Source organism: Mesorhizobium sp. M0340, assembly GCF_040321535.1.
Classification (GTDB): domain Bacteria; phylum Pseudomonadota; class Alphaproteobacteria; order Rhizobiales; family Rhizobiaceae; genus Mesorhizobium.
The window spans coordinates 463,229-479,887 of sequence record NZ_JAMYRR010000001.1 but is presented as its reverse complement, the minus strand read 5'-3'; the positions used below and the strand labels follow the sequence as shown (position 1 = coordinate 479,887).

General features: G+C 62.9%; 16 protein-coding genes, 1 tRNA gene, 1 pseudogene and 1 riboswitch. Of the genes and pseudogenes, 4 read left to right on the top strand and 14 right to left on the bottom strand.

The window, feature by feature from the left end:
• Window positions 1–208: 208 nt before the first annotated feature.
• From cobO to NKI79_RS02425, 5 genes and pseudogenes are all read right to left on the bottom strand, one after another.
• Window positions 209–841, bottom strand: coding sequence for a cob(I)yrinic acid a,c-diamide adenosyltransferase (gene cobO / locus NKI79_RS02445; protein ID WP_352799653.1), 633 nt, complete (start codon window positions 839–841; stop codon window positions 209–211).
• A gap of 1 nt (window position 842) precedes the next feature.
• Window positions 843–1,364: a bifunctional adenosylcobinamide kinase/adenosylcobinamide-phosphate guanylyltransferase gene (gene cobU, locus NKI79_RS02440; RefSeq protein WP_352799652.1), complete on the bottom strand. Its 522-nt coding sequence runs from the start codon at window positions 1,362–1,364 to the stop codon at window positions 843–845.
• Window positions 1,357–2,139 (bottom strand): CbtA family protein, encoded by a 783-nt coding sequence (locus tag NKI79_RS02435; RefSeq protein ID WP_352799650.1) that lies wholly within the window; start codon window positions 2,137–2,139, stop codon window positions 1,357–1,359. The genes cobU and NKI79_RS02435 overlap by 8 nt, the downstream gene beginning before the upstream one ends.
• 15 nt (window positions 2,140–2,154) lie before the next feature.
• A complete protein-coding gene (locus NKI79_RS02430) occupies window positions 2,155–2,334 on the bottom strand; it encodes a CbtB domain-containing protein (protein WP_023676561.1) in 180 nt (59 codons plus the stop codon).
• A 36-nt stretch (window positions 2,335–2,370) separates the two neighbouring features.
• Window positions 2,371–2,568: riboswitch (cobalamin riboswitch) on the bottom strand.
• A gap of 189 nt (window positions 2,569–2,757) precedes the next feature.
• Window positions 2,758–3,950: pseudogene (locus NKI79_RS02425) on the bottom strand (MFS transporter).
• Between the two features lie 247 nt (window positions 3,951–4,197).
• Here NKI79_RS02425 and NKI79_RS02420 point away from each other — a divergent pair.
• Window positions 4,198–5,196, top strand: a complete 999-nt coding sequence (locus tag NKI79_RS02420) for a heparan-alpha-glucosaminide N-acetyltransferase (protein ID WP_352799647.1) — start codon at window positions 4,198–4,200, stop codon at window positions 5,194–5,196.
• Window positions 5,197–5,212: 16 nt separating this feature from the next.
• The gene (locus tag NKI79_RS02415) at window positions 5,213–5,719 is read left to right on the top strand and encodes a methyltransferase family protein (protein WP_352799646.1); all 507 of its coding nucleotides are present in this window, start codon (window positions 5,213–5,215) and stop codon (window positions 5,717–5,719) included.
• Window positions 5,720–5,738: 19 nt separating this feature from the next.
• Here the strand turns inward: NKI79_RS02415 and NKI79_RS02410 are convergent, their stop codons facing one another.
• The 4 genes from NKI79_RS02410 to NKI79_RS02395 form a co-directional block, all read right to left on the bottom strand.
• Window positions 5,739–6,125 (bottom strand): MerR family transcriptional regulator, encoded by a 387-nt coding sequence (locus tag NKI79_RS02410; RefSeq protein WP_254818129.1) that lies wholly within the window; start codon window positions 6,123–6,125, stop codon window positions 5,739–5,741.
• A gap of 140 nt (window positions 6,126–6,265) precedes the next feature.
• Window positions 6,266–7,663, bottom strand: coding sequence for a magnesium transporter (gene mgtE / locus NKI79_RS02405; protein WP_302895619.1), 1,398 nt, complete (start codon window positions 7,661–7,663; stop codon window positions 6,266–6,268).
• Window positions 7,664–8,012: 349 nt separating this feature from the next.
• The gene (locus NKI79_RS02400; RefSeq protein ID WP_352799643.1) at window positions 8,013–8,495 is read right to left on the bottom strand and encodes an SRPBCC family protein; all 483 of its coding nucleotides are present in this window, start codon (window positions 8,493–8,495) and stop codon (window positions 8,013–8,015) included.
• Entirely contained in the window at window positions 8,492–8,809 is a 318-nt protein-coding gene (locus NKI79_RS02395) for an ArsR/SmtB family transcription factor (protein ID WP_352685000.1), read from the bottom strand. Before NKI79_RS02395 ends, NKI79_RS02400 begins: the two co-directional genes overlap by 4 nt.
• A gap of 339 nt (window positions 8,810–9,148) precedes the next feature.
• Here NKI79_RS02395 and NKI79_RS02390 point away from each other — a divergent pair, with 339 nt between their 5' ends.
• Complete coding sequence (locus NKI79_RS02390; protein ID WP_352799736.1) at window positions 9,149–10,060, top strand: phosphatase PAP2 family protein; 912 nt, start codon at window positions 9,149–9,151, stop codon at window positions 10,058–10,060.
• A gap of 345 nt (window positions 10,061–10,405) precedes the next feature.
• On the opposite strand, the gene NKI79_RS02385 is transcribed toward NKI79_RS02390, so the two are convergent.
• Together NKI79_RS02385 and NKI79_RS02380 are read right to left on the bottom strand one after the other, a co-directional pair.
• Complete coding sequence (locus NKI79_RS02385) at window positions 10,406–11,473, bottom strand: cyclic nucleotide-gated potassium channel (RefSeq protein ID WP_352799640.1); 1,068 nt, start codon at window positions 11,471–11,473, stop codon at window positions 10,406–10,408.
• Between the two features lie 238 nt (window positions 11,474–11,711).
• Window positions 11,712–11,796 (bottom strand) — tRNA-Leu (locus NKI79_RS02380).
• Between the two features lie 176 nt (window positions 11,797–11,972).
• Here NKI79_RS02380 and lipB point away from each other — a divergent pair.
• The gene (gene lipB / locus NKI79_RS02375) at window positions 11,973–12,716 is read left to right on the top strand and encodes a lipoyl(octanoyl) transferase LipB (protein WP_352799639.1); all 744 of its coding nucleotides are present in this window, start codon (window positions 11,973–11,975) and stop codon (window positions 12,714–12,716) included.
• Between the two features lie 386 nt (window positions 12,717–13,102).
• On the opposite strand, the gene NKI79_RS02370 is transcribed toward lipB, so the two are convergent.
• Genes NKI79_RS02370 through proS form a run of 3 tightly spaced genes read right to left on the bottom strand, consistent with a single transcriptional unit; the run spans window position 13,103 to window position 16,394 of the window.
• Window positions 13,103–13,786: an ABC transporter ATP-binding protein gene (locus NKI79_RS02370; protein ID WP_254818120.1), complete on the bottom strand. Its 684-nt coding sequence runs from the start codon at window positions 13,784–13,786 to the stop codon at window positions 13,103–13,105.
• A complete protein-coding gene (locus NKI79_RS02365; protein ID WP_352799637.1) occupies window positions 13,783–15,069 on the bottom strand; it encodes a lipoprotein-releasing ABC transporter permease subunit in 1,287 nt (428 codons plus the stop codon). Before NKI79_RS02365 ends, NKI79_RS02370 begins: the two co-directional genes overlap by 4 nt.
• Window positions 15,066–16,394, bottom strand: a complete 1,329-nt coding sequence (proS, locus tag NKI79_RS02360) for a proline--tRNA ligase (protein WP_352477559.1) — start codon at window positions 16,392–16,394, stop codon at window positions 15,066–15,068. The genes NKI79_RS02365 and proS overlap by 4 nt, the downstream gene beginning before the upstream one ends.
• Between the last annotated feature and the right edge of the window lie 265 nt (window positions 16,395–16,659).

Genomic DNA, 16,659 nt, shown 5'->3' with positions numbered 1-16,659 from the left:
TGCCGGCACAAAGCAAGAACAAAATAGGGCAACGCCTCAAATAATCGGTTCAGGTCGGCGCTGCCCCTCAGCCTTACCTCCCCGTGAAAAGACAGGGAGAGGGAGATCGCCAGCGTTGCGGCTAGCTCCTTCTCCCCGTCCTTCACGGGGAGAAGTCGCCGGCAGGCGATGAGGGGCAGCGCTGACCTTGACAAACCAGCAACACCCCTCAGAACTCAATCCCCTGCTGCGCCTTCACGCCGGCGGAGAAGTGGTGCTTGGTCACGGCCATCTCGGTGACCAGGTCGGCCGCCTCGACCAGTGCCGGCTTGGCGTTGCGGCCGGTGACGATGATATGCAGGCCTTCGCGGCGTGACTTCAGCGCCGCGACCACCTTTTCGAGGTCGAGATAGTCGTAACGCAGCGCGATGTTCAACTCGTCGAGCACCACCAGGCTGATCGACGGCTCGGCCATCAGCTCGAGCGCCTTCGCCCAGGCGGCCTCGGCCGCCGCGATGTCGCGTTTCAGGTCCTGCGTCTCCCACGTAAAGCCCTCGCCCATGGCGTGCCAGAGGACACGGTCGCCGAAGGCGGCAAAGGCGTCCTTCTCGCCGGTGTGCCATTTGCCCTTGATGAACTGGACGACGCCGACACGCTTGCCGTAGCCGAGCATCCTGAGCGCCAGACCGAAGGCGGCCGTGGTCTTGCCCTTGCCCGGCCCGGTGTTGACGATCAACAGCCCCTTCTCGACCGTCTTGGCTGCAACCTCGGCGTCCTGCACCGCCTTGCGCTTGGCCATCTTGGCGCGGTGGCGTTCCTCGTCCCCCTGTTCAATGGTCTTGGGATCGATAGTATCAGCCATGTCATTTCACCTTGAGCGGCAGCCCCGCCACCATCAAAAGCACGGTGCCGGCGACCGCCGCGACGTCCTGGTTCAGCCGGCCGGCGGCATCGCGAAACCGTCTTGCCAGCGCATTGTCCGGCACGATGCCCTGGCCGACCTCGTTGGACACCACGAACCACGGGCCGCGCGGCCGCGACAGCACATCGGCCAGCCTTCGGCATTCGGCCTCGACATCATGGTCGGCCAGCATATGGTTGGTCAGCCACAGCGTCAGGCAGTCGATCAGCACCGGCTGGCCGTCGGGCAGTGCCTCGATCGCGCCGGTAAGGTCGAGCGGCGCCTCGATGGTCGTCCAGCCATCGCCTCGCCGCGAGCGGTGCAGCGCGATGCGCTGACGCATCTCCTCGTCATAGGCTTGCGCTGTGGCGATATAGCTCCACGGCGCCGGACAGGCGCTCACCAGCCTCTCGGCATGCGCGCTCTTGCCGGAGCGCGCACCGCCGATGACCAGGGTCAGCGCCCCGGCAGCGCGGTCAGGCAAAGCTGTCGCGCAGGCTGGTTGCCGCGCCGGTGAAGCGTCCGCGCACCAGCCCGACGACCATACCGAGCACCAGCCAGAACACCAGATTGGTCAGCGTCACCGCCACCACGAACTGATGATGCAGGCCTTCCGGGATCGCCGTCTCGAAACTGTCGGGCTGCGGCGCGCCGACAATATGCGGCGCAACGATCAACGCCACGGCAAGGATCGCCAGCGGCAGCGATCTGCGGAAGGCGATAAGGCCGAGACCGGCCGCTGTCGCCACCACTGTTGCCCACCACCAGATCTGGCGTTGGACAAGGTCGGCCGCCGGCATCGCCGGCAGTTCCGGCGGCAGGCCGAGGCCGGGCGCCAGCGTGAACACGGCAAAGCCGGCCAGCCCCCAGAACAGGCCCTGGCGCCAATTGCCGATGCCGCCGGCGAACTCCGAAACCGCGACCAGGACCAGTGCGAAGCCAATGCCGGTGACGATATTGGCAACGACGCTGAAGCCAAAGCGCTCGAAGCCGTCGGCCGGCGCCCAGCCTTCGTCTTCAGCCGGAGCCATTGCTTCAGCCGGTGCCGGCGCGGCGCTGCTCATAGCCATCGTGCCCGCTGCGTTTTCGGCCGGTGCCGCAGGTGCCGCGGCATGGTCATGGCCGCCGCCGGCCTGTTCGTAGACTTCCGCTTTCAGGATGAGCGGCACGGTGGCGTAGGCCTGCATGCAGGCGAGAACGACGCCGGCCACAAGCCCTGCGATCGCCGCGATGAACACGACGTTGCGAAACAGTGTCATGATGTCAGCCCCTTGTCAGTGGCAGGGAAAGCCCATCGAGTGGCGATAGTCGTGCGCGGCATTGTGGACCGCATCGATATGCGAAAAGCCGACAAAGCCCATGACGAAAATGCCGAGGAATGCAGCAAGCGCCAGCTGCATGAGACGCGACTGCGAGGAGGCGGAAGCGCCGAGCGAAACGGAAGCGGTATTCATGTCTTGTCCTTTCGCCCTCCACCCGAGGGCATAGAAGTCAGTTTCCTGTCGCCGGCAGGTCTCCTGGCTCGCGGATCAGCACCCTTCCCCACCTTCCCGAAGGCGAACCTTCAGTGGCATATGGAGAGGACTACCGCACACAGTTGCGGGGGCAGCCACGGCATTGGGCAAACAATTTCGCCCGCACCGCATTCCCTCTTGGTTCCAAACGGAACCGACGACATCAGCGACTATAGGCAGAATCGCCGCGCCCGGCAAACCAAATTCCGCCGGATCGTGTGGCGAATGCGCCGCCTCGCCAAACCGGAGAACTGGCGCCGCAGACGTCGCGATCTGCGCGGTCGAACAGAACGGCCTGCGTTCGATGCGGCACTGCACCGCTTCCACAATTGGGGTGCGCGAGCGCCATGTGGCGCTCGAACATCAAAGCGATTTGGGCAGATAGCGCCAGGTGCCGAAGCCGCAGATCGCCGCCAGCAGGCCGAGTGTCGCGAAAACCGCGCCCAGGCCGAAGAACGCCAGCACCACGGAATAGACCAGAGGCGGCGTCAGCTCGGAAAAGTCGAGATAGGTGCGGTAGACCGCCGCCATCTGTGCCCGCTCATACGAGCGCACCGAGCGCATGAAGGCGGTCGAGCCCAGCGCATCCAGCGCGATGGTGAAGAAAGCACCGCAAAGCAGCAAGGCGCCGGTGATGAGCGGCGCGGCCTCGCCGACGGCGCCGGCCGCCAGCAGCGTTGCCGACATCGCGAAATAGGCGAACGTCATGGTGCGCCGGCCGCCGAAACGCTTTCCTGCCCTGCCCCAGAAGATTGCCATGAACAAAAGCGCATTGCCGGCCGAAACCAAGAGGCCGCCGGCGAGCTTGCCCTCGCCGGTGATCACCATGAACAGCGGCCCGTAGACGAAGAACGTCGTCCAGAAGCAGGAGCGGCCGAAGGCGATCAGCCAGGCCAGCCTCAGCCTTGGCTGCGCGACGAAGCGGCCGATATTGGCCAGCGGATTGACCGGCCGCGTCTTGCCGGGGCGGATCGACGGGTTATCGCCAAGCCGGTAAGTCCAGAACAGCGCCAGCAAAGCCATGGCGAAGACGGCCACCGCGCCATGCGCGGCATAGATGCCGAAACGCGTGTAGAGGTAAATTCCGAGGGTCGGCCCGGCGGTCCAGGCAAGCATCGACCACGCCATGCGCAGCGACTCGGCCTGCATGAAATCGGTCTTGCGGATATGGTCCATGATGTAGAGGTTGAGCGTGATCGCCAGCGCCCCGGCGCCGACGACGCGGCAGAGCATGCCCACCACCTGGCCGTATGGGTGACGAAGAACAGCGAGCCGACGGCCAGCAGGCAGGCGCCGGCGGTATAGACCCAGCGCCGGGCAAAGCGGGCGATCAGCATCGGCATGAACAGCGTCGCCGACAGGCCGAGCATCGCCACGATCGTGTAGAGGATCGAAACGATCTGCTCGTTGTGCAGTATCTCATAGGCCTGGATCGGGATGACGCTGGACACGGTGGCGCGCGCGAAGGATTCGACCGCATAGAGCGAGGCGAAGGTGCGGGCATCCGCCGGCCGCAAGGCCGCAAGCCAGATCGGATGGCGCACATGGGTAGCCATTGTGTTCCCCGAAGCCGAATCGCCCGAAGCAGGGTTGGAGCACAAATCTGCCGCGGCGATTCCTGGCCGGGTAACAGGAAACCGACGCCTTCACGGCAAAAAGCGAAGCCGGCCAAAGGCTTTCCGGCTCTGGCCTAAAGCAGCCCTGATGCCGACCGTCACCAACGCGACGCAAGGCCCTGCTTCTTTTGACGGTGGCAACCGTGATAGTCGTCTTGCCGGGGCTGGAACCAAGACAGCGAGACCAATGAGCATCGACACGCCGAGCGCAGCCGTTCAGGATCAACCGAAGTCGAAGCGCATCGCCGCTATCGACATTGCACGCGGCATCGCATTGCTTGCCATGGCGAGCTATCATTTCACCTGGGACCTCGAATTCTTCGGCTACACCGATCCCGGCCTCACCGCCTTCGGCTGGTGGAAAATCTACGCGCGCTGCATCGCCTCGAGCTTCCTGTTCCTGGTCGGCATCAGCCTCTATCTCGCCCATGGCAAAAAAATCCGCTGGACCGGCTTCTGGAAGCGCTTCGCCATGGTTGCCGGGGCAGCGCTCTCAATATCGCTGGTCACCCGCATCGCCACGCCCGACGGCTTCATCTTCTTCGGCATATTGCACGAGATCGCGCTCGCCAGCTTGCTCGGCCTGGCGTTCCTGCGGCTGCCGGCGCTGCTGACGCTTGCCGTGGCGGCCCTCGTTATCGCCGCGCCTTTCTACTTGCGATCCGAGCTTTTCGATCATCCGGCTTTGTGGTGGGTCGGCCTGTCGGCGACCAACCCGCGCTCCAATGACTACGTTCCGCTGCTGCCCTGGTTCGGCGCCGTGCTTGCCGGCATCGCGGTTACCAAGCGCGCCGCCACCTCTGGCGCACTGACGCGGCTGTCGGCCTTGGCGCCCGGCCGCTGGGCAAACCCGCTGGTCTTCATCGGCCGGCACAGCCTTGCCTTCTATTTGATCCATCAGCCGGTGCTGATCGGCTCGGTCTGGCTGTTTTCGCAATTCATGCCGGCGCAGGCCGAAACCAGGGAGGTGAGTTTTCTGAAGTCCTGCCAGATATCCTGCGAGCAGGCACGCGACACCGAGTTCTGCTCCAGCTATTGTGCCTGCATGCTGGACACTCTCCAGGGCGAAGCCTCGCTTGACCGGCTCTACAGCAACGACCAGTCCCTGGAGTGGAAGGCGCATATTGGCGAGCTCGCCGGCACCTGCACCGCCCAAACCGAGGCGGCGGAACCGGGAACGCGCTAATCGAGGGAGGACAATAATGAGCGACAGTCACCCGAAACCCGTGCAGCAAAATCCTGGGCAGCCGAAGCTGGGGCACATCCCATGGCCGCCGCTGATCTATATCGCCGCCATCATCGTCAGCGTCGCGCTAGGGCTGTTCTATCCGCTGCCGTGGATCGGCGATCTTCTCGGCGACATCCTGTTCGCCGCCGGCCTTGTGGGGTTGGTGGCGGTTGCGGCGCTCTGGTTCACGGCAATCCGCACCATGATCCGCGCCAAGACGACGCTCAACCCGAACGGCGTGCCTGACCATCTGGTCACCACCGGACCCTTCGCCGTCAGCCGCAACCCGATCTACCTCGCCAACACATTGCTGCTGGTCAGCCTCGCCTTTGTCACGGGGATCGCCTGGTTCCTGCCGCTGGCGGTCATCGCGGCGTTCCTGACGCAGAAGCTGACGATCGAGAGCGAGGAGAAGGTGCTGACCGCCAAATTTGGCAAAAAGTACCGGGACTACGCCAAAAGGGTGCGGCGCTGGGTTTGAGCCGAGGCTGACACCGCGCCTATGTGGTGACGCCGAGTTCCACCAGCCGCTCGACGCAGGATTCCTCGGCCTGGTCGAGTTCGGCCAGGGTCTCTTCGAGGTCGCGGCGTTTCTGGCGCAAATGCTCCCGCTTTTCCTCGATTCGCTTGATCATCAATTTGAGTTGGCCGACCTCGCCGGGCGGCTCCCTGTACATCTGGATGATTTCGCGGATCTCGTTGATCGAGAAGCCGAGCCTCTTTCCCCGCATGATCTGGCGGATCAGATGCCGGTCCGACGGGCGGAACAGCCGGGTGCGGCCGCGCCGTACCGGCTGCACCAGCCCTTCGTCCTCGTAGAAGCGCAACGTCCGCGTCGACACGTCGAATTCGCGGGTCAGTTCCGTGATCGAATAATATTCCCGCATCGTCACTCCAATGCCCCGGCCACGCCGCGAGTTCCAACTGGCCGGCGCAGCCGGCGCCCAGGCGCGTAACCAGAATCGGCGGACAAGGCACCTTCCAAAGCCTCGCACGGCATTTACGTAAAAGTCAATTGAGGTGCCGTTCAGCGCACGCCGAACCACCATGTGGCGAGCCCGAGAAAGGCAAAGAAACCGACGACATCGGTGACCGTGGTGACGAAAACCGCCGAAGCCACAGCCGGGTCGATCTTGAAGCGGTCGAGCAGCAGCGGGATAAGGATGCCCGCCAGAGCCGCCACGAACATGTTGATGATCATCGCAGCCGCGATGATGCCGCCGAGATTGCGATCGTGGAACCAGGCAGCAGCCACCAGGCCGATCAGTATGGCGAAAATGATGCCGTTGATGAAGCCCACCCCGATCTCGCGGCGGATGATGCGGCCGGCATTGTAGATGTCGAGGTCCCTGGTCGCCAGCGCCCGCACCGTGACGGTCATGGTCTGCGAGCCGGCGTTGCCGCCCATGCCGGCGACGATCGGCATCAGCACCGCCAGCGCCACGATATGCTCGATGGTGCGGTCGAACAGGCCGATCACCGAAGCCGCCAGGAAAGCCGTCAAAAGATTGACCAGCAGCCAGGGCACGCGCGAGCGCGAGGTCGAAAAGATGCTGTCCGAGAGTTCTTCGTCGCCGACGCCGCCCATGCGCAGCAGATCTTCCTCGGCCTCCTGCTGGATGACGTCGACGACATCGTCGATGGTCAGCACGCCGACCAGCCGCTCGTTCTCGTCGACGACGGCGGCGGACAGAAGATCGTATTGTTCGAATTCGCGCGCCGCCTCCTCCTGGTCCATGGTGGCCGGGATGGCATGCCTGGTCTCATGCATGACCTCTTCGACCTTGACCGAGCGCTTGGTACGCAGGATCTGGTCGAGGTCGATGGCGCCGAGCAGCTTGAAGCTCGGATCGATGACGAAGATCTGGCTGAAACGGTCGGGAAGATTGTTGTCCTCGCGCATGTAGTCGATCGTCTGGCCGATCGTCCAGAAGGGCGGCACCGCGACGAACTCCGTCTGCATGCGGCGGCCGGCGGTCTCTTCGGGATAATCGAGCGAGCGCCGCAGCCTGATCCGCTCGGTGAACGGCAGTTGCGACAGGATCTCGTCCTGGTCCTCCTGGTCGAGGTCTTCGAGAATGTAGACGGCATCGTCGGAATCGAGATCCTGCACCGCCTGGGCGATCTGCGCATTGGGCAGACTGTCGACGATGTCGCGGCGGATCGCCTCGTCGACCTCGGTCAGCGCGGAAAAATCGAAATCCTTGCCCAGCAATTCGACCAGCGCGCGGCGCTGTTCCGGATGCAGCGCCTCGAGCAGGTGGCCGAGTTCCGACTGGTGCAGATCGTCGACTTCACGCTTCAGCGTCAGCGTATCGCGATCGGCGATCGCGGCCCCGATCTGGGCGAGGAACGACGACAGGATGACGCCGTCCTCGTCATAGATGTCGGCGCGGCGCTCCTCGACGGCCCTGGCGCCGGTCATCTGTTCGTCCTGGCCTTCCACCAGCGCCTCCCGCCATCGGATTTCCGGATAAGGTGCCTGTCAGGTCTAACGCATGACCCTGACAATCGGAATCGATTTTGCGAAAGGACCATGCGCAACGGCAAATTGCTACAGCGCCGTTCGCGCGTCCAAACGACGCAACGCATACCGGATGGTAGGAGAAGAGGACGTTCTACAAACCTGCGGCGCTGCAAACCTTCGCGGCGGCAGGTAAAGGGCAGCGTATCTCCCCGCCCCGGTCAACCAGATGGGGAGATCGACACTGATTCAAAACGGCGAGGCCGACAGTGCGAGGGCCTCGCTGGTATTGGAATGGAAGGCTTCCCGATCAGGCGGCGTGGCGCTTCGCCTCGGCCGCATAGCGGTCCAGGAGACCGCTCCAGCCACCCTCGGATTCGAAGGCCTCGCGCATCGCCTCTGCGGTTTCGCCCATGTTCTCCAGAAGTCTGTGCTCGAGTTCCACACGCGTCGCGTTCTCGCCGAGCGCGACAAAGCGGATCTCGACTTCGGTCAGCAGTGCCGGATCGTAGCGCCAGCCGGCTCCAATGCGCCAGGCGAGCGTCAGCCTGGACGGCGGATCCCAGGCGAGAACCTCGCCCCAATCGCATTGTGACCCATCCTCGCCAATCTCGTACCAGCGGCCGCCGGCTTTCGGTTCGATCACCGCGGTCGTCAGGGCGGATTTGCCGATCGAGTGCGAAGTCGGCCACCAGCGCCCGAATCCTGTGGTGAACACATCGAATGCCTTGTCGAGCGGCACCTCCACGGTCACCGACTTCCTGACCGGCGCGGGCTTGATCATGGTCGTCATTTCCTCTTCTCCTTGCTGTTGTCGACTTCCCGTTTGAAGGCGTCGAGCGCATCGCCCCATATGCGGTCGAGCCAGGCGCGCATCTCGCCAAGTCCATGCGGGTCGAGATGATAGATGTTGCTGGCACCTTTCGGCTCTGCGCGGACCAGCCGGGCTTCCTTCAAAACCTTGAGGTGCTGCGATACCGCCGGCTGCGAGACCGGAAGCACTCGCGTCAGATCGATGACCGAGCGTGGCCGATCGGCGATGAGCTCGAACACCTTGCGGCGTGTCGGATCGGCCAAGGCCACCATGCCTGCGTAATCATAAATCATGACTTATGATAAGCTAAAACTTATGATACGTCAACAGGAGGCGGCAGGCCGCGTTAAGCACCGGCCAGTTCGGTTTCCAGCCCCCGGGGCAATCCCTTCACGCAGGGGCTTGGACAGCAAATGCTGACGCAAGATTACAGGGAAACAATCCGCCGCATGCGAGCCGGCGGCAAATGTCGACCACCGGGGAAAAGTAAACCTGGCGGCAAGGTTTTTACCTTATCGGTGTATGTGTCTCTCCGGCGAAACGTTAAGAACGGGTAAATTGGTTTGGCTCTAACCACGGAAGCCTCTCGCTACAGGCCCTCCGCCATATGGCAATTGCGCCTCTCCTTGTTCATGGCGACATATGTTTTAGGCGCATCCGCACTATACCCAGAAGTATTCTATACGTCGGCCTTAATCTATTCTCACAAGTTTCTTGTTGGCATCCCGGTATTGTTTATCGGTGGCGTCTGCTGTGCCGCGCTAATCCATGGCCGGCGGCAACCGGTTCGCTACGCGCTGGATTTGGCTCAAGGGCGCTGGCGTGGTTGTCTGCTGGTGCTGCTGTTCTTCTTTGCCAGCTTGACCGCGTTCTCTACCTACAAGATCGCCATCCCGTCCGTCGTCCCATACTATGCCGACAACTGGTTGGCCGACGCTGATGAATGGCTGCACGGGATGCCGCCATGGGAGATCGTCCATAAGCTCGACAGCAACAATTGGTCGTCCGTCGTCTTCAACAGCTATGAAGTCATTTGGTTTTACCAGTGGTTCGGCACCATCCTTTTCGTGTCGCTCTGGTCGGACGAGATTGCCCGCATCCGCTATCTCTGCGCAGCAGCGCTGACGTTGTCCGTCCTCGGAACGGTCTTGGCCCTGGCGCTGGCATCGGTCGGACCGGTTTACTACCACCACTTCGTCGGCGTGGATCGCTTCCACGGATTGAATGCGGCCCTGGACAGGCTGGACCATAGTTACATGGTGAGGGAACCCGCGGCATATCTCCTGAAGGCTTACCAGAGCGGCCGGCCAAGTCTTGGCGGCGGCATCTCGGCCATGCCAAGCATGCATGTCGCCTTTGCCGTATTGAACGCCTATTTGCTGTCATCGATCAATCGCTGGCTTGGCGTTCTGGGTTGGACCTTTGCAGCCTTGATCCTGTACGGATCGGTGTTCACTGGCTGGCACTATGCCGTGGACGGCTACGCATCGATCGTTGTTGTATCGGTGATCTGGTGGACAACCGGACGCCTGGTGCGCGAATAGTTATGTGCGCTTGTCGATAGATGGCCAGTGCCCGCCGATGGCCACTTCGCATAAGCCAAACTCGCGACCGCAGTCAGGCAAAAAGCACGTGCCCCGACAAGGACGCTCCCTGCCGTGCTCGAATTCGACGAGCAAGAGATTCCGCTTTCGAATTTAATGGTGCGGTCGAGATGCAGCGCCGCAACGCCTGCCGCGTTGATTTTAAAGCATTTCTCTACGATTCCGCGGCGATTTGTATTGAGGGCGGTTCGGCAGCGGCAGAGCATGTAGTTCCAGCCAGCCACCGTCGGCGGGCAATTGGCCGCCCTGGCAGCGCATCCTCCTCCTGACGAACACCTAGTGCGGTCAACCCTTAGGCGCCGCGCCGCGCCGCTCGAGCGCGGTTTTGCGAATGATTTCTGCGATCTCCGGGCTGCTGCTGCACAGCATCTGGAAATCCGCCGAGTGTAGCGACAGGAGTGAGACCACCGTTGTGGCGCTGACGGTCGCCGAGCGCGGTTCGCCGGTGATCAGCGCCATCTCGCCGAAGAAGGCGCCAGGGCCCAGATCCACCGGGTTCGGCGTCGCGACGCTGACGCGCCCCTCCACGACGAAGAACATCTGATCACCGGTCTCGCCCTTGCGGCAGATCACAGCGCCTGCCGGCACGGTGCGAGGTCGTAATGCGCGCACGATCTCGACTAGTGTGGCCGGGCCGAGCTTCTGAAACAACGGCACGGCGGCGACCAATTGCCAATTGCGGACGAAATCCTCGCGACGGACTTCTTGATAAAAGCCGGTGGCAAGAATGCCAGCCCAGAGCGCGAAGATGCCGATGCCACTCATCATGACCGCCCCGGCAAGGACGCGGCCGGCGAAGCTTTCCGGAATAGCGTCGCCATAGCCGGTGGTGGACAGCGTGACCACCGCCCACCACATTGCCTGGGGGATGCTGCCGAACTTTTGCGGTTGGACGTCGCGCTCGATCACATAGGCTGCGAGCGCAACACCGAACAGAACGATGCCGAAGACCGTGGCGACGCCGATCAGGTTGCGCGCTTCGTTGGTCAGGATTCTGCCCAGCAGCGGGAAGAAAGTTGAATCGCGCAGCGGTTTCAGCAGCCAGACAGCGCAGTAGAGGCTCCGGTCGGGCGTGCCGACGAGCAGAAATGCGGCGAGTGGAACCAAAACCGCGAGCACATCAATGGCGATTGCCGGCGTCCTGTCCCGAAGGTCTCCCGCCCGGCGCTTGAGCAGTTTCTCGGCCAATTCCAGGAGATAGATGCCCCAAATGACCGCGAGCACGGCAGCCAAAGCCAGTCTGCTTCGCCCGGACATGTCCGGTGTCGTGAGCGCAGCCACCGCCACAAGCCCAGTCGCAGCCAGCACCGCGTTGAGCGGCGCGTAAATTCTTAAGAAAGGCAGTACCGACATTCTATGCCCACGAGCGGATGCTACCCTCCAGAATAGGATGCCTTCAAGGCAAGCGCAAAGGTGCTTGCTTTCGCTGCGATGCCCATCACCAACCGTGAACTCAGATGTCCGGGAAAGTGAACAGACGGCATAGGACGCGAATTAACAAATTACGGTGACAGTGCACTTTTTGCCGTATTTGCACGGCTGTGCGACAAGCCTGAAAAGTCGCAATAACTTCCACAGCCAAAAGACTGATTGGTGCGGTCGAGAAGACTCGAACTTCCACGGGTTGCCCCACAGCGACCTCAACGCTGCGCGTCTACCAATTCCGCCACGACCGCACGTGGTAGGAGCCGGAACCAACCGGCCCGCGGCGTGTAGCAAATCGTTTCCGGTGAAACAAGTGCGCGGCTAGCAATAATCGGCCGGACATCTGCACAACTCTTCAAGGGGCCGAACGTGCCGGAACTGGACGTTTGTAACGATTGCCGCCATATGAGTGGCGAGACGAGATATCATGACAGAACGCAGCCAGATCGCCACGTCGTTCCTGCCCTTGCCCGGCTCGGCGCCGGTCGAATGGCGCATCGAGCCTGGGCTCACCGCCTATCCCGATGCGCTCGCCGTGATGGAGGCGCGCGCCGAGGCAATCCGCAGCGGCGCCGCCGGCGAGATGGTCTGGCTGGTCGAGCACCCGCCGCTCTACACCGCCGGCACCAGCGCCCGCGTCGAGGACCTGATCGAGCCGGACCGCTTCCCGGTCTTTGCCGCCGGGCGTGGCGGCGAATACACCTATCATGGGCCGGGCCAGCGGGTCGCCTACGTCATGCTCGACCTGAAGCGGCGGCGCGAGGATGTCCGCGCCTTCGTCGCCGCTCTCGAACAATGGATCATCGGCTCGCTGGCCGCCTTCAACGTACGCGGCGAACGCCGCGAGGACCGCGTCGGCGTCTGGGTGGTTCGGCCGGACCGCCCCGCTTTGCCCGACGGCTCGGCGGCCGAGGACAAGATCGCCGCCATCGGCATAAGGCTGAGGCGCTGGGTGAGCTTTCACGGCATCGCCATCAATGTCGAGCCGGACCTTAGCCATTTCAGCGGCATCGTACCGTGCGGCGTCCAGGATCACGGCGTTACCAGCCTTGTCGATCTCGGCCTTCCCGTGACCATGGCCGACCTCGACCTGGCGCTGAAATCCGCTTTCGAGGACGTGTTCGGGCCCGCCGCGGTGTCGCCTGTCGAAGTGTCCCGCAAGGCCGGCTGAAACACTCGCCCAATGCCTGCGCCAATATGCGAAGGCGGCCCTCGCTCATCAGCATCGAGCCCGCCTTGAGCTCAAGCCTCACATCGCGCCGATCCAGATTGCCATGGAAATGAGGAACGTGCTCATGCACACCAGCGAAACGACATCCTGAACAAGATCGGTCATAACTCTCTCCTGTTGTTAGTATGTTCGTATTTTGTTCTAATTTTGTTCGAATGTCAACGATCGCAGTCCGGGCGTCACCGGAATTGCGCTCGGTCATTTCGACAGGGTTAAGAAAGGGTTGAGAGGGAGATGCCAAGCGTTTCGGGCCAACAGGCGCGCGAAAGCGGCGGTACGGCGCACGGCAGCTCGCAGGCCGGCATCGCCTCAATAGCAGCGCACCCCTAAAGCGGCACGACCTTGCCGTCGGCCAGCGTCACGCGGCGATCCATGCGCGAGGCGAGCTCATGATTATGAGTGGCGATCAGCGCCGCCAGGCCCGATTGCCGGACCAGCGCTGCCAGCGCCTCGAACACATAGGAAGCAGTCACCGGGTCGAGATTGCCGGTCGGCTCGTCGGCCAAAAGCACCAGCGGCGCATTGGCGACGGCACGCGCAATGGCGACCCGCTGCTGCTCGCCGCCGGAGAGCTCGGAGGGGCGATGCTGTGCCCGCTTGCCGATCTGCATATAGTCGAGCAATTGCGCCGCCCGCTCGGCCGCCTCCTTGCGCGGCAGCCCTTTTATCAGCTGCGGCATCATGATGTTTTCCAGCGCCGAGAATTCAGGCAGCAAATGATGGAACTGATAGACGAAGCCGACGTCGTTGCGGCGGATCGCCGTGCGCTCGTCGTCGGAAAGCCGGCCGCAGGCGCGCCCCGCAAGGATCACGTCGCCGGCGTCCGGTCGCTCCAGCAGCCCGGCGGTGTGTAGCAGCGTCGACTTGCCGGTGCCCGACGGCGCCACAAGCGCCACCATCTCGCCACGCTTCAGCGAAAAATCGGCGCCGTTCAGGATGGTCAGCTTGCGCGGTCCCTGCACATAGTGCCGTTCGACGCTCTTCAGCTCGATAATGGCTTCGGCCATCACTCGTACCTCAGCGCTTCGACCGGATCGAGCCTGGCCGCGCGCCACGCTGGAAACAGCGTCGCCAGGAACGACAGCGCCAGCGCCATGAGAACGACGGAGATCGTCTCGCCGGCATCCATGCGGGCCGGCAATTGGCTCAGGAAATAAAGCTCGGGATTGAACAGCCGCTCGTTGGCCAGCCAGGAGAAGAACTGGCGGATGCGCTCGACGTTGAGGCAGATCACGATGCCGAGCAGCACGCCGGCGATGGTGCCGACAACGCCGATCGCAGCCCCGGTCATCAGGAAGATGCGCAGGATCGCGCTGCGCGTCGCGCCCATGGTGCGCAGGATGGCGATGTCGTGGCCCTTGTCCTTGACCAGCATGATCAGGCCCGAAATGATGTTGAGCGCCGCCACCAGCACGATCAGGGTCAGGATCATGAACATGACGTTGCGTTCGACCTGCAGCGCGTCGAAGAACGTCTTGTTGCGTTGCCGCCAATCGACAAGGCTGATCGGCCGCTGCGCTGCCTCTTCGACCTTCGGCTTCAGCGCGTCGATATTGTCGGGATTGTCGGCATAGATCTCGATCGTCTGCGCCCGGCCGTCCATGTTGAAATAAAGCTGCGCTTCCGAAAACGGCATGTAGACGATGGAACTGTCATATTCCGACATGCCGACCTCGAAGATCGCGGTGACCGGATAGCCTTTCATGCGCGGCGTCGTGCCAAGCGGCGTGATGTCGCCCTCGGGCGAAATCAGCGTGATCGTATCGCCAAGCACTAGGCCGAGATTCTCGGCCATGCGGCTGCCGATGGCGACGCCTTCGCCGGTGTCGAAGCCGACGATCGAGCCCTCCTTGATATTGTTGGCGACGATGGTGATCTTGCCGAGATCCTCGCCGCTTATGCCGCGCACCAGCGCGCCGGTGCCGCCGCCGACATTGCCTTGCGCCAGCACCTGCCCGTCGATCAGCGGGATGGCGTATTTGACGCCGGGCACGCCGTTGATGCGGCCGGCGACCTGGGCATAGTCCTCCAGCGGCATGTCGAGCGGCTGCACGATCAGGTGCCCGTTGACGCCTAGGATGCGCGTCAGCAGTTCGGCGCGAAAGCCGTTCATCACCGCCATGACGACGATCAGCGTGGCGACGCCCAGCATGATGCCGAGGAAGGAGATCGAGGCGATGACCGAGATCACCGTCTCCTTGCGACGCGACCGCAGATAGCGCCACGCCACCATGCGCTCGAAGCCGGAAAAAGGCCCGGCGCCCGATGGTCTTGCTGCCGCCGCTTTGTTCATGCGGCGGCACCGAAACGCTGCTTCACGTCCGCGATCGGCAGCGTCTCGCGCTCGCCGGTCCTGCGGTTCTTGATTTCGACCTCGCCGGCGGCGATGCCGCGCGGCCCGACGATCACCTGCCACGGCAGCCCGATCAGATCGGCGGTGGCGAACTTGCCGCCCGGCCGCTGGTCGGTGTCGTCGTAGAGCACCTCCTTGCCCGCGGCGGCAAAGGCGGCATTCAGCTCGCCGCAGACGCGGTCGCATTCGGCATCGCCGGCCTTCATGTTGATTAGGCCGACATCGAACGGCGCCACCGCCTCCGGCCAGATGATGCCGTTATCGTCATGGCTGGCTTCGATGATCGCCGCGACCAGCCTGGACGGGCCGATGCCGTAGGAACCGCCAGAAACGAAATGATCCTTGCCGTCCGGGCCGGTCACCTTGGCGCCCATCGGCTTGGAATATTTGTCGCCGAAATGGAAGATATGCCCAACCTCGATGCCGCGCGCCGAGACCCGGTCGCTCGCGGGCACCTTCTCCCATGCCGCCTCGTCATGCATCTCGTCGGTGGCGGCATAGGGCGTCGTCCATGTCTTGACGATGGCGCCGATCTCGGCGTCGTTCGAAAAATCCGTGTCTGCGCCGGGCACTGCCAGCGAAAGATAATCGCGGTGGCAAAACACCTGGCTCTCGCCGGTGTCGGCCAGGATGATGAACTCATGGCTGAGGTCGCCGCCGATCGGCCCGGTGTCGGCGCGCATCGGGATAGCCTGAAGCCCCATGCGCGTAAACGTCCTGAGATAGGACACGAACATGCGGTTATAGGCGGCCTTGGCGCCTTCATAATCGAGGTCGAAGGAATAGGCGTCCTTCATCAGGAACTCGCGCGAACGCATGACACCGAAGCGCGGGCGCACCTCGTCGCGAAACTTCCACTGGATGTGATAGAGGTTGAGCGGCAGGTCCTTGTAGGACTTGACATAGGAGCGGAAGATCTCGGTGACCATCTCCTCGTTGGTCGGCCCGTAGAGCATATCGCGGTCTTGCCGGTCCTTGATGCGCAGCATCTCCTTGCCGTAATCTTCATAGCGGCCACTTTCGCGCCACAGCTCGGCCGATTGGATGGTCGGCATCAGGATTTCGAGCGCGCCGGCGCGATTCTGCTCCTCGCGGATAATCCGGCAGACCTTGTCCAGCACCCGCTTGCCGAGCGGCAGCCAGGAAAAGCTGCCCTGCCCCTGCTGGCGGATCATGCCGGCACGCAGCATCAGCCGATGCGAGACAATCTCGGCCTCGCGCGGGTTTTCTTTGAGGATGGGCAGGAAATAGCGCGACAAACGCATGAACTGGTCCGTGAGAGAGGATGGCGGCGCCGGAATCGGCGCGGCACAGGCTTGCTTGCCCCGGCTTCATAGCCATTTCATGGCGGAATGGAAACCCGGCCCAGGCGCTGCACAGGCGCCGCAATTGCCGCACACGGCTTGCTGGCCGTTTCGCAAGCAACGCCTGCCGTACTATTGTGCACTGCAGCACGAGATTGCCTGTTTCCGGGCAAAATTCTTCGTGACATTTTCACCCGCCTTAGGCTAGTGTGCCCACATAACCGAG

What these genes read in the sequence shown, in the direction of transcription:
- cobO (WP_352799653.1), bottom strand. Translation starts at nt 841, where the DNA reads ATGGCTGATACTATCGATCCCAAGACCATTGAACAGGGGGACGAGGAA.
- NKI79_RS02435 (WP_352799650.1), bottom strand. Translation starts at nt 2,139, where the DNA reads ATGACACTGTTTCGCAACGTCGTGTTCATCGCGGCGATCGCAGGGCTT.
- NKI79_RS02430 (WP_023676561.1), bottom strand. Translation starts at nt 2,334, where the DNA reads ATGAATACCGCTTCCGTTTCGCTCGGCGCTTCCGCCTCCTCGCAGTCG.
- NKI79_RS02420 (WP_352799647.1), top strand. Translation starts at nt 4,198, where the DNA reads ATGAGCATCGACACGCCGAGCGCAGCCGTTCAGGATCAACCGAAGTCG.
- NKI79_RS02415 (WP_352799646.1), top strand. Translation starts at nt 5,213, where the DNA reads ATGAGCGACAGTCACCCGAAACCCGTGCAGCAAAATCCTGGGCAGCCG.
- NKI79_RS02410 (WP_254818129.1), bottom strand. Translation starts at nt 6,125, where the DNA reads ATGCGGGAATATTATTCGATCACGGAACTGACCCGCGAATTCGACGTG.
- mgtE (WP_302895619.1), bottom strand. Translation starts at nt 7,663, where the DNA reads ATGACCGGCGCCAGGGCCGTCGAGGAGCGCCGCGCCGACATCTATGAC.
- NKI79_RS02400 (WP_352799643.1), bottom strand. Translation starts at nt 8,495, where the DNA reads ATGACGACCATGATCAAGCCCGCGCCGGTCAGGAAGTCGGTGACCGTG.
- NKI79_RS02395 (WP_352685000.1), bottom strand. Translation starts at nt 8,809, where the DNA reads ATGATTTATGATTACGCAGGCATGGTGGCCTTGGCCGATCCGACACGC.
- NKI79_RS02390 (WP_352799736.1), top strand. Translation starts at nt 9,149, where the DNA reads ATGGCGACATATGTTTTAGGCGCATCCGCACTATACCCAGAAGTATTC.
- NKI79_RS02385 (WP_352799640.1), bottom strand. Translation starts at nt 11,473, where the DNA reads ATGTCGGTACTGCCTTTCTTAAGAATTTACGCGCCGCTCAACGCGGTG.
- lipB (WP_352799639.1), top strand. Translation starts at nt 11,973, where the DNA reads ATGACAGAACGCAGCCAGATCGCCACGTCGTTCCTGCCCTTGCCCGGC.
- NKI79_RS02365 (WP_352799637.1), bottom strand. Translation starts at nt 15,069, where the DNA reads ATGAACAAAGCGGCGGCAGCAAGACCATCGGGCGCCGGGCCTTTTTCC.
- proS (WP_352477559.1), bottom strand. Translation starts at nt 16,394, where the DNA reads ATGCGTTTGTCGCGCTATTTCCTGCCCATCCTCAAAGAAAACCCGCGC.